The organism is Bacillus infantis NRRL B-14911, assembly GCF_000473245.1.
Classification (GTDB): domain Bacteria; phylum Bacillota; class Bacilli; order Bacillales; family Cytobacillaceae; genus Bacillus_AB; species Bacillus_AB infantis.
This window is the reverse complement of the sequence record NC_022524.1, coordinates 4427839-4439952: the sequence shown is the minus strand read 5'-3', so window position 1 is coordinate 4439952 and position 12114 is coordinate 4427839. Positions and strand designations below refer to the sequence as shown.

Here is a 12114-nt window from a genome sequence, read left to right as displayed (position 1 = left end):
GTCAATATAAACAACCAGAAGGGAGCTTTTTACTTATGAAGAAAAGGCTTTTAACATTAATTGGCGGATCGGTGCTTTCAGCAATGGTATTGGCAGGATGCAATAATGACCAGGAGCCGCCTCCGGAAGACGATAACACGCCGCCTGTTGAAGAAGGCGACATGAACGGAGAAAACGGCGACATGAATGGCAATAACGAAGACAATGGCAACATCAGCGAAGATGACAACGGCGTTATCGACGATAATGGCGAAAACGGCGACATCAACACTGACGAAGACAAGGATATGATGGAAGATAATAATGATCCTGGCGAAGATGCGGTCGAAGACGATCTTGACATGCAGGATGACGATAATAAAGATAAATAATGAATGAGAAGGGCAGGGGAACCTGCTCTTTTTTCGTGCAGTTTATACTATGAGGCAAATATGGTATGATGCTTGTGGAGACAGAATTTACTGGGGGGTACTTTATTTCCATGTATAAAGATTTATCACCAGGAGTGAAAATTAGCATATCAAGATCAATCTCAACATCATTCGAACAATATATGAATAAAATCGGCTGGAATGAAGATAAATTCAATCTGCAGGAATTTGTCGACAGCTGGAAGGACTATATTACAAATCATGCCTCCTGGTACGCGCAGCTCAGTGATGAGACAAAGGCAGATCCGGAGTTTCATGAACAGCTTGCCGGTAAAATAAATAAAACGATTGAAAAGATCCTTTCGGAAGAGCCTTCCAAGGAGCAGATGGAAGAAATTGAACATCTCCAGGCTGAATTAGGTGAAGAATACAATTATTCATGCAAGACAGAGGCTAAACAGCTGATTGAGAAACTCAAGAAAAGAAAAAAGCAGAAATAAAGAAAAAATCTCCTGGCAGAAGGAGATTTTTTTATTTTTTAACAGCAGCAAGCCCTGGTTTGCTTTTCATCTTAGTTTTAAATTCATTCAGCAGCACATCGCCCTCCATGCCTGATTGAAGGAGACTGTCCAGCAGCAGTTCTGCATAATCACTTTTAGTTCTTTTAAGGCTGCCCTCAAGCAGAACGCTAATGTGATTTTCCAGCTCTTTAATGGATGAAACCCTGGTCACGAAGGCAGCTGGATCATTTTCCTTTTTTGTGATGACGGCCTGGACAACCAACTCTTTTTGCTGGTCAAGAGCGTCGGAGAAATAACGGGTATAAGATTTGTCTGTATAAGCCTCAATAAGCCAGTTGCTATACTCATCCTCTTTATTGATGATCAGGCCGTCATCGAGAGCGATTTCCTTCAAGCCATCCTCTTCAACAACCTGCAGTGAGATCAACTTAAAAGTCTTCATAATGGCCTCCCGGTTTTATTAGATTATTTTGTTTTAAATTATAGCATAGCCATATATGAAAGCGAATTTTTCTCCTTGTCGAAAAAAAAATGCCAGATAGGCCAAATTCCCCTTTTTGATAAGAAGAGATTGGTGAAAATTGCATTTTATGCTGATTTTCCTATTTGGGAGGCCGCTAAACTATCACCATAACACCTTTTTATCCTTTTTACGCAGTCAGTGATTCATCATAAACTGGACATATCACAAAGAGAGGAGATGAGACATGATCAACCAGGCTATCTTAGTAGGAAGGCTAACAAGAAATCCAGAGCTGAAAATTACAGCAGAGGGTGTTTCGGTTACAAATATTACTCTGGCTGTGAACAGGCAGTACCGCAATCAGCAGGGTGAAATTGAAGCAGACTTTGTTCAGTGTACTCTATGGAAAAAAACAGCAGAAAACACAGCCCAATATTGCCGGAAAGGATCTCTGATCGGGATAACCGGCCGAATCCAGACAAGAAATTACGATAACCAGGATGGCAGGAAGGTTTATGTGACCGAAGTGATTGCTGAAACAGTAAGATTCCTTGAGCCGAAACGGGAAATTGCCGCCGGCAGCAGCGGGAAGGAGCTGGTAAGCCAGTGAGGCAGCAGCCTGAATGTAAATCCAATACTGAAGCGCTGTTAGAAACTCTGATTAAAATGGTAGGAAGGAGCAATCAAAAATCAGAAGAGCTGGCAATCAGAATTAAACAGCTCGAGTGTATGCTCATTGAAATACACACAGATGCTGAATCCGGAATAAGCAAAGATCTCCGATTGGCTGCATCGCAGTAGCCCGATTTCAACCCCCTCTTCCTCATTATAGAAAATCAATCACCCCCTCCATCACTCCATTTTCCGACATTTTCTGTCGGATTTTTTCTTTTAATGGAAAGGTGTGTAGATTCCTGCGTTAGGAAAAAAGCAAGTGGAAAAATTGTCTAACAAATAGGTATTAATACCCATTTCTACTGTCTTGACACTATGTTAATTTAGTAGAGTATTAAAAAGATTCAGAATAAATAGGATGCAAGGGGGAACGACATGAAGTCTGCTAAGAAAATTTTAGCATTATTCACACTATTTTTATTGGTTTTCTCATCTTCTGTATCAGCAGCCGCTTTGCCTGAGAAGGCAAGAAGCACAAAAGGCCAGCAGAATCAAAAGTCCATTCAGGAAATCAAGAAGGCGGACCTTGAAAAGCAATATAAAAACACGGATATGGTCCGTGTTATTGTTGAAATGAAAGGCGAGCCTGCCATTTCTTATGCACAAAAACAGAATAAGAGATTTAAAGAGCTTCCGGCTGCAACCAAGAAGCAGCTGAGCAGCCAAAAGCTTGCCGAGCAGCAGAAGGTTAAAGACTCGGTCAAGAAAAGCAGGGTAAAGCTTATTGAGCGTGAAAGCTTTACAACTGTAGTCAATGGCTTCAGTGCAGATGTAATGTTCGGAGATATCGAAAAAGTGAAGGAAGTCTCCGGAGTAAAAAGTGTACAGATCGTCCACGAATATACACGCCCTGAAGAAAAGCCTGAGATGCTCTACAGCAAAGAGCTCGTACAGGCCCAGGAAGCATGGAGAGAGTATGATTTCAAGGGTGAGGGAATGATCGTTGGTGTCATTGACACAGGTGTAGATCCGTCCCACCGTGATATGATTCTTTCCGATGAAACTGAAGAGGAATTGTCCAGTGCAGAAGTTCAAACTTTTATTAATACCAATGGACTTCCAGGCAAATTTTATACTGAAAAAGTACCTTATGGCTACAACTATATGGATGAAAATGATACCATCCGCGATATCGGTCCTGATGCTTCCATGCACGGAATGCACGTTGCCGGAACTGTTGGAGCCAATGGTGACGAAGAAAACGGCGGAATCAAGGGTGTGGCGCCTGAAGCCCAGATCCTTGCATTGAAGGTTTTCGGTAATGACCCGGAAATGCCAAGCACTTATAGTGATATCTATGTAAAAGCAATCGATGATGCCATCGTATTAGGCGCAGACGTCCTGAATATGAGCCTTGGTTCTACAGCAGGCTTTGTTTCTCCAGAGGACCAGGAGCAAAAAGCAATTGAGAGGGCCGTTGAGAATGGTATTTTAATGTCTATTTCTGCAGGCAACTCAGCCCATTTTGGTAATGGTCATGCCAACCCATGGGCTTCTAACCCTGATATCGGGGTGTCAGGTTCCCCAGGTGTGAGTTATGACTCACTTCAAGTAGCTTCCATTGAGAATTCTTACATGGATCTTGATGCAGTGAACTATACATTTGGTGATGAAAGTGGAAAGGCGGCCTTCTTATCAGCCAGCAGCGTACATCCGAATGATGTATCACAAAAGACATATGAAGTAGCTTACGGCGGCTTAGGCAAGCCTGCCGAACTTACAGGAGTGGCGGGAAAGTATGCCCTTATCAAGCGCGGCGAATTGGCGTTCACCGAAAAAGCGCTGAATGCCCAGGCTGCAGGAGCGGTTGGCGTTATTATCTATAACAACGCTGATGGGTATGTAAACATGCAGACAGATCCAGCCATCACCATCCCGCAGCTGTTCATGCTGAAGCAGGATGGAGATAAACTGGCTGAAGCAATTAATGGAGGAGAGACTGTAACAATCTCCTTTAATGGCGAAAAAACAAAATCAGCAAATCCTGAAGCTGGCAAAATGAGTGCCTTCACTTCATGGGGGTTAACGCCTAACCTGGATTTCAAGCCTGAAATCACAGCCCCGGGCGGACAGATTTATTCTACACTTGAAAACAACCAGTACGGAATGATGAGTGGTACTTCCATGGCTGCGCCTCATGTATCTGGAGGATCTGCACTTGTTCTGGAACGTGTTGACAATGAATTTGGCGTAACAGGCTTCGACCGTGTAAACCTAGCGAAGAACCTGATGATGAATACGGCAAAGCCGGTCATTGACCGGGGAACTGTTAACGCAGCATTTGGATGGGGGCTTCCATATTCACCGAGACGTCAGGGATCAGGTATCATGCAGCTGAACTCTGCCCTTCAGACTCCGGTAATTGTGACGGAAGAAGCGAGCAATGAAGGTAAGGTTGCTCTTAAAGAAGTAGGCGACACATTTGAGTTTACTTTAAAAGCGCAAAACTACAGCGATGAAGAAGCTGTATATGATGTAAGTGCGAACCTTCAGACTGACTTTGCGGCATACGGGGAACTAGGTTGGGATCCAGATAGCCTGGAGGCACAGGAGATTTTGAATGCTTCCATTAAAGTGAATGGCGGGGATACAGCAGAAGTTACTGTACCGGCAAATGGTTCTGTCACTTTTGATGTAACGGTTGATGTGAGTGATGCTAAGGTTGTAGAGCCTAGTATTACTGGAGACTGGGAAACGCAGGTGGACATTGACGAAGTATTCCCGAACGGTTACTTTGTAGAAGGCTTTGTCACATTGACAGACTCAAATGATGTAAATGCAGAACTGTCTGTACCGTATGTCGGCTTCAAGGGCGAGTGGGATAAAGCGCCAATCCTTGATGGCATGAAATATGATGATCAAGAATCATTCTATGGTATGGCAGGGGCTGTTTATGAAAGTGGAGACAGTTACAGCTATTTAGGTTACAACCCTGTTGCTGATGCATTTGAGAGCGAAGCAATCGCCATTTCTCCGAACGGGGATAAAGTGAAGGAACAGCTGATTCCGATTCTTTCATTCCTTAGAAATGCAAAGAAAGCTGAATTCTCTATTGTTGATGAGAACGGCAAGGTTCTAAGGAAGCTGAGGACCGAAAACGATCTTCGCAAGCATTATTATGATGGCGGAGCCGCAGCAAATTATTCACTTACTCCTGCCAGAGGCTGGGACGGCAAGCTGAATAACAAAATTGCCGCCGACGGGCAGTATTACTATGAAATCAAGACTAAAATAGATTTCCTTGATGCTGAATGGCAAAGCGTCAAGATTCCTGTTAAAGTCGATACTGTAGTGCCAAGCGTTAAAGCTGATCTAGTGGATGATAATACAAAGCTGTCCATTGAAGCAGCTGATAATGCAGGAGGTTCAGGAATTTCCTATCTTGATATCTATATCAATGACGAATCTATCCTGGAGATTCCTTTAAATGGCGATACTGCTGAGTTCGTTCTTCCGGAAGGACTTGAAGTTGGCGATACAGTAACGGTTGTCGCAGTCGATAATGCAGGCAACTACTCTGAGTCTACTGCTGAAGTTGGCAGCAAAGACAAAACGATTCCATATGTTTACCTGACTGAGCCTGCAGCACTGGAAGTGTACAATAAAAATGACTTGAATGTTAAAGGAACAATCAAAGAAGAATCAGGCATAAAGGAATTCACCATTGACGGCAAATCAGTCGATGTCACTTATAATGAAGACAAGAAGCAATATGAGTTCTCTACTACTATGCATTTTGAAGATGGGGTTCATTCGTTTGTGGTTAAAGCAACAGACACAGCGAAAAACTCTATCTCCTTCAAGCGCACGATTCTTGTGGATGCAACCGGACCTTCAGTAGAGGTAAACGGACTACCTTCAACAAAATATGTCAAGCATGATGCCGACAACCCGGTTGTCAACGTCAAGGTAGCAGACAACTTTGATGAACTGCGCTTCTATTTGAATGGCAGCGAGCTCTTCTATAACGAATTCAAAGAGCCTTATGCTATGAGAAGCATTGAGAAGGTCTTTGAAAATATTGAACTTGAACTTGCGGAAGGTGAGAACCAGTTCGTCTTTGAAGCTGTCGACCTGGCAGGGAACAAGACGGCAAGGACAATAGAGCTTTATAAGCTGAAAGAAGGTGAAACACCGCCAGCAAAAGGTGAAACACCAGACAAAGGTAAAGACACGGAAAAAGGCAAGCCAATCAATCCGACACCTGTAAAACCAGATCCGGTCAAGATTGGGAAGCCATTGCCTGTCCAGCCTGGAAAACAAAAAATGTAGCAGTTAATAAGAAACCGGCAGTCTCCGAATGGGATTGCCGGTTTTTATCATTTCTAATCTCCCTGCTGACTATTAAATCCTCCGCACAAAAAAGCACCCTTCCGCTAAAAGAGCGCCCAAAAATAATATTCACGTCATTCTCCTGAACTTTTTATGCTCTTTAATGACCGCTTTTAAAATTCCGGCAATATATTCATTCGTCCAGTTATCGAATAATGCCAATTCCAGCAATGGTTCCTTCAAGGAAGGAGTCTGAGCGAGGAGACGACGAATCATTTCCATGTCCAAATCTTCGGGATTTTCCTTTAGCACATAGGAAGTATTGGCGTTTTTCAGCATTTCATCCAGCTCTTCGATCAAGTATTCCTTATCCACCCCGAATATATCTGCAAATTGAAGGACGATCTGATAGGGAGGTATGCTTTTGCCGTTTTCATACCGGCTGATCGTTGAACGGTCAATCCTCATCAATTCAGCCACATATTCTTGTTTCCAGTTCCTCACATTCCGCAATTCTTTCAATTTATCCGCTAGGCTCATCTTGTCCACCCTCGTTCATCACTTTCCTTTAATCTAACGAGAATCGGGAATGAATAAATCATCTGTGAAAATGGTTCACACTTATAATAGTGAAAATCACGCACGTTAATAAAAGAGAAAAAAGAATAGAGGAAATTTGAAGAAAGCTGTCGAAATAGAAAAATGGAAACGAATACCAATGATAAGGAGTGTATTTTATTTATGGAGAAAAATCCAAAAAGGGTGGAACATCAGCTTTACTTTCAAACAACAGATGCGAGGAAAATCAACATTGATTTTAAACCAGGCTTTTTTGATGCCCTTCAGCTGCTGAAGCCCTACCCATCAGCCCACTTCTGCCAAATCCTCTTTGATCAAAACACCTCACACCGCATCTATTCCAGATTAAATCACACTGATATGAAGCAGCTGCAGTATGACAACGAGCCGGGCGGCCGGGAGAATCTTCTCCGTGAAAATAACGGCATCAACTATCGTCTCCTATCAAGCCTTCTGATAAAAACCAGCCGTAATAGTGTGTCATTTGCGATGCAGGTGCCTGACAGCCGGGTAAAAACCAAAGAAAAAAGCCCGCTGCCATCTCTTGTGGAATACAAAAGACAGAAACGGACTTTATAAAATTTAAGCCAGATGCACAAGATCACGGAGATCATCGGTGGACAGCTCCGTGATCCAGCTTTCGCTTTGGATTACCTGGTCGTTGAGCGTTTGCTTTTTCTCTAGCATCAGATCAATTTTCTCTTCCAAGGTTCCTGTGCAGATCAACTTGTGAACGTGGACGAACCGTTCCTGGCCGATCCGGTAGGCACGGTCTGTCGCCTGGTTCTCTACAGCCGGGTTCCACCAGCGGTCATAGTGGATAACATGGTTCGCCGCTGTCAGATTCAATCCGGTTCCGCCTGCCTTCAGGGACAGCAGGAAGACAGGGAACTCCCCATCCTGGAACCTGGTGATCATGCGGTCGCGCTCATTCTTTGAGACGCTTCCGTTCAGGAATGGCACATCAATTCCGTGCCGCTTTTTCATGATTTTCTGGATCATATGTCCCATTTCAATATATTGGGTGAAAATAAGGCAGCTTTCTTCCTGCTCCAGGACGGCATCGACGAGCTCGTTCAGCTTCTCAAGCTTAGATGACCGTTCGAGCAGATGGGAAGGCTTCTCTTCCTTCAAGTAAAGAGCCGGGTGATTGCAAAGCTGCTTCAGGCGGCTGAGCAGCTGGAGAATAAGCCCTTTGCGCTCAAAGCCTGACAGTTTCTCAATCTCGGCAAAAGTGTCTTTGACCAGCTGCTCGTAAAGCGATGCCTGTTCTGCGGTCAGCGGGCAATATTCCTTCTGCTCCACCTTATCCGGCAGGTTCAAGGCAACTTCTTTGTCCTTCTTCGTCCGGCGCAGAAGGAAGGGGCGGATGATTGCCTGGAGCTGCTGGACTTTTTCTTTTTCATCTTCCTTCTCGATCGGAAGGATGAACCTTTTCTGGAATTGCCCAAGGCTGCCAAGATAGCCGTGATTGGTAAAATCAAAAATCGACCACAGCTCACTGAGGCGGTTTTCCATCGGCGTCCCGGTCAGGGCAATATGATGCTTGCCGCGCAGCTTCCGGACCGCACGGGACTGCTTGGTCTGCGCATTTTTAATATTCTGGGCTTCATCAATAGCAACAGCACTCCATGTCACAGCCTCGAAATCAGGCAGGTCCATATGTGTCAGACCATAGGAAGTTAGAATAATATCCGCACGCTCTGCTTCTTCCGCAAACATCTGACCCTTCAGGCGATTCTGTCCATAATGGAGATAAACCTTCAGATCAGGGGCAAATCGTTCAATCTCTTTTTGCCAGTTGCCGAGCACCGACGTCGGGCAGATGATGAGAGAGGCACCATCTTGTTCCTGCTCGCGAACCTTCAATAAATAAGAAATGAGCTGGACGGTTTTTCCGAGCCCCATATCATCAGCGAGAATGGCACCAAATCCGTATTTCCTAAGGAATAACAGCCAGCTCATCCCAAGCTGCTGATAGGGACGGAGTTCGCCGTGAAGTGCTTCCGGCGCATCAGCGAGCGGGATATTGTTCACCTCGCGCAGCTGCTTCACCATCTGCTTCCACTGGCGGTTCAATTCAATCTGGATGCGGGCGAATGCTTTCGGATTATCGAGCTCATCTTCTGAATCATCTTCTCCGGACAATTCCTGCTCAATCAAATCACGGACATGCAGCCCCTCTTTTTCCGCTTTTTTCATCAAATCCTGAATCTGGCGGATAAAGCCGTGGTCGAGCTTGATCCAGCGGCCGCGGATATAGACAAGGCGGCGCTTCTCTTCAACCAGTTTATTAAACTCATCCTCTGACAGCTCGACTCCGTTCATGCTGAAGCGCCAGTCATAATCAAGCATCGCCTGCAGTCCGACGAAGGAAGGGCGGTGGCTGCCGGAATTTCCTTTTACCTTCGCCTTCACCTTCATGCTCGCATTCTTCATCGCCTGCCACCAGGAAGGAAGGAGAATCTCGACGCCAAGCGCAAGCAGCGTTTCACTTGCTTCTGTCAGGAAAGTCCATGCTTCGTCTTCCGTCAGGCGGGTTGAAATGCCGCGATCGCCGTTCAGCCAGGGAAATACATTGATCCAGCGCTGCTGCTCCCGTTCAATGACCTCCTGATACTTCATCCAGCCGCGCGGATAGTTGCTTTCATCCCGGTAATCGACAAACAGATCGGGATTCTTTTTTCCTCGCAGAAAAATAGACAAGTCCCAGAAGCTGTCGATATCAGCAGGCTCTTCAAGCTTAAGTCCGATTGTAAATGGGACATCATTTTCCTTCAGCCCGATCCATTCCTGCCAGCTTTCTTCGTCAAAATAAGCAGCCAGCTGGCTTGGCGCAATATCTTCATTCTGCAGGCTGTCTATTTTTTTCCCGAACATTTCTTTCATTTCTTTATTGCGGTTCAAATAATCATTCAGAGAGCGGTCAAACCAATGCTGGACGAAGGCTTTGACAGAGCGTTCCTCTTCTCCTTCAGCAAGGGGGCGCTCCCAGAAGGAATCATCAAACTCGTAAAGGACATTCTCAGGCAGCGCCCAGTGAAATTCATTCTGTTCCCATGCCTTGAAATCAGGGACCCACTCTTTTTCAAGAATGGATTCCTCAAGCGCATGTCCGGCAGCCAGGCAGATCTCGGCCGTTTCGTCCCAGTCCCATTCGATCAGGCGGTTGAACTGCTCGTTCGCAAACAGCGTAGCGAGCTGCCAGCCGTTGACCAGGAGGCCGGGGGTGCCATCCAATTCAGCCTGTACAAGCATCGTCCCAAAAAAGCTTTCCTTGTGATTGTTGAACAGCAGGTTCTGCCATTCGTTTGGTACCATCCACTTATCGTGCTCATCAGAAGCTCCAATGAAAAAAGTATCTTTATCATATTGTTGGACGTTCACTTTTATAAAACGTGTTTTAAGCATCGATCAGCTTACCCCTTTTGCATTCTTCATGAAAGGCACGCAGGCGCCTGGTCTTTTCAAGAATCATTTCCAGAAAAAGCTCCCAGTCATTCTGCCGCTTTAATTTCTTATAGATGGTCCGCAGCTTCTTCATCTTGCGGACAGCCTCCCGGTAATGATCCCGGCTCTTCATGTTGATATGGCCCTGCACAGACTGATGGTAAAGCCCAAGCAGGATTTCAGGCTCGGATTGCTGAATCCTTTTGATCCGCTCAGAAGGGAGCATGCTGATATCAAAGCCGATATAAGCCTGCAGCTCTGCCCACTTTTCATAGTTTTCCTGTTCAAAAAGAACATCCTCATATTCCCGGTAACTGTACGGCAGCGTCTGAATCATGGCTTTCTCATACAGATCAGACCGCCGCGTCTCGCCGGTATAGGGGCGCAGTGCCTTCAAAGCCATCCTGGAAAAATCCATGCTCGCATTATAGTCATTGTTCCAGCTCAGATACTCCTTCAGCCGTGAGACAAACACCTCAGCAAACGGAGCCATCCGCTTCCATTCCTTAAGGGCGGTGAAATAGTCGAGCCAGTATAACATATATGGCGTCATCTCCGCGTTAGGGACCTGGATATTCCGCATCGCATCTTCATCCTCACGAAGAAGGATATGAAGATGGGTCACTCCCACAACGAGGGGCATTGTTGGCTCATCCTGAAGACTGTTAAGCTTGTTGACTTCCTCTTCCCGCCATTCTTTGCTCTTGAAGAGATGAGTCCAAAGCAGACGGTAGAGATGCGCGCGCTCATATTCAATCTCAAAGTCGTTCGTCAGAAGCTCCGCTGTTTCCTCTTTCAGCTTCCCGATGAATTCATCAAACGCAAAGGGCACAGACTGGACCGTCAGCTTGCCGGTAATGTCAGCCGCTTCTTCGGTCATGAGATGGAAGAGGTGGCGGTAATAGCGGTTGATCGTATCCTCGAAATAGCCGAGCTCCATGCTCAGGGAGATAAGCTTTTTAAAAGAAACAATATGCGCAATCAGCATATAAAGGAGCCGCCATTCCTGCTCGACCGGGGCCGCCGCCCTGAGACGGCGCAGGTGAACCTGGAACAGCTCTGCCATCACATAAGGCTTCGGGTCACCCTGGCCAAGCAGGATTTTATCAAAACTTTCCTCTATGGAAGATTTCCAGTTGTCATAGTCAGGTTCCTGCTGCTGTTTGTTCGCCTTCAGCAGATCCCTTGCCGTCTTCAGTCCCTGCAGAGCGGCCGTCTTCGTCTCTTTGACCGGCTGGCGCCAGTCATTGAGCCAGGCGGCCACACTGCTGCCCTGGGACAAGAGATAGAAAAACGCAGCCATCCGGTGCCGGCAGAACCCTTCATGCGGACAGGAGCATTCACTATGGTTAATGAAGTCAAGGTCAAGCGATACCTTTGCCAGCGTCACATCCTGGACCACGGCCGTAATCTGGTCACCCTCATACTTCAGCTGATGCACAAGCCCCTGATGATACAAAAGCAGGCCCTTCTGGACCACCTTCTGATCTTCCTGGTCCTCCGGCCTCAGCAGGCTCTTCAGCTCGCCCGCAGCAAACTGCAGCCCCTCCAAATACCGCTCAGGAATCTGCGCCATAACAATCCCCCCTATACTCTAACCCGGCAAAAACCGGGTGAAAAAACACAAAAAAGCACACAAAAACAACAGCATTCCGATAAAATACATATTCCTTTATTATACCGCATTTGGCGGGAGTCTAAAAGGCGGGGGGGAGTTATTGATGGTGACAGGCACCTATACCACTTAGAGGAAGTGGTATAGGTGCCTGTCACCAATTGATGA

Annotated in this window: 10 protein-coding genes; 5 read left to right on the top strand and 5 right to left on the bottom strand. The window is 45.9% G+C overall.

The window, feature by feature from the left end; genetic code table 11:
• Positions 1-35 precede the first annotated feature (35 nt).
• Together N288_RS21865 and N288_RS21860 are read left to right on the top strand one after the other, a co-directional pair.
• The gene (locus N288_RS21865) at positions 36-371 is read left to right on the top strand and encodes a hypothetical protein (protein ID WP_009792675.1); all 336 of its coding nucleotides are present in this window, start codon (positions 36-38) and stop codon (positions 369-371) included.
• Positions 372-481: 110 nt separating this feature from the next.
• Positions 482-871, top strand: a complete 390-nt coding sequence (locus tag N288_RS21860) for a hypothetical protein (RefSeq protein WP_035402049.1) — start codon at positions 482-484, stop codon at positions 869-871.
• A gap of 31 nt (positions 872-902) precedes the next feature.
• On the opposite strand, the gene N288_RS21855 is transcribed toward N288_RS21860, so the two are convergent.
• Positions 903-1334, bottom strand: a complete 432-nt coding sequence (locus N288_RS21855; RefSeq protein WP_009792677.1) for a YwpF-like family protein — start codon at positions 1332-1334, stop codon at positions 903-905.
• Between the two features lie 265 nt (positions 1335-1599).
• Between N288_RS21855 and ssb the strand changes: the two genes are divergently transcribed.
• On the top strand, positions 1600-1965 hold the full coding sequence (gene ssb, locus N288_RS21850; protein WP_009792678.1) for a single-stranded DNA-binding protein: 366 nt from the start codon (positions 1600-1602) through the stop codon (positions 1963-1965).
• 80 nt (positions 1966-2045) lie between these two features.
• On the opposite strand, the gene N288_RS25285 is transcribed toward ssb, so the two are convergent.
• Positions 2046-2195: a hypothetical protein gene (locus N288_RS25285; protein WP_156917030.1), complete on the bottom strand. Its 150-nt coding sequence runs from the start codon at positions 2193-2195 to the stop codon at positions 2046-2048.
• Between the two features lie 210 nt (positions 2196-2405).
• Between N288_RS25285 and N288_RS21840 the strand changes: the two genes are divergently transcribed.
• Positions 2406-6302, top strand: coding sequence for a S8 family serine peptidase (locus tag N288_RS21840; RefSeq protein ID WP_009792680.1), 3897 nt, complete (start codon positions 2406-2408; stop codon positions 6300-6302).
• A 129-nt stretch (positions 6303-6431) separates the two neighbouring features.
• On the opposite strand, the gene N288_RS21835 is transcribed toward N288_RS21840, so the two are convergent.
• Positions 6432-6842, bottom strand: coding sequence for a helix-turn-helix domain-containing protein (locus N288_RS21835; RefSeq protein WP_009792681.1), 411 nt, complete (start codon positions 6840-6842; stop codon positions 6432-6434).
• A gap of 201 nt (positions 6843-7043) precedes the next feature.
• Here N288_RS21835 and N288_RS21830 point away from each other — a divergent pair, with 201 nt between their 5' ends.
• Complete coding sequence (locus tag N288_RS21830) at positions 7044-7460, top strand: hypothetical protein (RefSeq protein WP_022544491.1); 417 nt, start codon at positions 7044-7046, stop codon at positions 7458-7460.
• Positions 7461-7463: 3 nt separating this feature from the next.
• On the opposite strand, the gene N288_RS21825 is transcribed toward N288_RS21830, so the two are convergent.
• Together N288_RS21825 and N288_RS21820 are read right to left on the bottom strand one after the other, a co-directional pair.
• Positions 7464-10292 (bottom strand): DEAD/DEAH box helicase, encoded by a 2829-nt coding sequence (locus N288_RS21825; RefSeq protein ID WP_009792683.1) that lies wholly within the window; start codon positions 10290-10292, stop codon positions 7464-7466.
• Positions 10285-11907: an SWIM zinc finger family protein gene (locus N288_RS21820; RefSeq protein WP_009792684.1), complete on the bottom strand. Its 1623-nt coding sequence runs from the start codon at positions 11905-11907 to the stop codon at positions 10285-10287. Before N288_RS21820 ends, N288_RS21825 begins: the two co-directional genes overlap by 8 nt.
• Positions 11908-12114: the final 207 nt, after the last annotated feature.

Bases quoted from the DNA above. Each gene is read 5' to 3' on its own strand.
- N288_RS21820 (WP_009792684.1), bottom strand. From the start codon at position 11,907: ATGGCGCAGATTCCTGAGCGGTATTTGGAGGGGCTGCAGTTTGCTGCG.
- N288_RS21840 (WP_009792680.1), top strand. From the start codon at position 2,406: ATGAAGTCTGCTAAGAAAATTTTAGCATTATTCACACTATTTTTATTG.
- ssb (WP_009792678.1), top strand. From the start codon at position 1,600: ATGATCAACCAGGCTATCTTAGTAGGAAGGCTAACAAGAAATCCAGAG.
- N288_RS21830 (WP_022544491.1), top strand. From the start codon at position 7,044: ATGGAGAAAAATCCAAAAAGGGTGGAACATCAGCTTTACTTTCAAACA.
- N288_RS21825 (WP_009792683.1), bottom strand. From the start codon at position 10,292: ATGCTTAAAACACGTTTTATAAAAGTGAACGTCCAACAATATGATAAA.
- N288_RS21860 (WP_035402049.1), top strand. From the start codon at position 482: ATGTATAAAGATTTATCACCAGGAGTGAAAATTAGCATATCAAGATCA.
- N288_RS21865 (WP_009792675.1), top strand. From the start codon at position 36: ATGAAGAAAAGGCTTTTAACATTAATTGGCGGATCGGTGCTTTCAGCA.
- N288_RS21835 (WP_009792681.1), bottom strand. From the start codon at position 6,842: ATGAGCCTAGCGGATAAATTGAAAGAATTGCGGAATGTGAGGAACTGG.
- N288_RS21855 (WP_009792677.1), bottom strand. From the start codon at position 1,334: ATGAAGACTTTTAAGTTGATCTCACTGCAGGTTGTTGAAGAGGATGGC.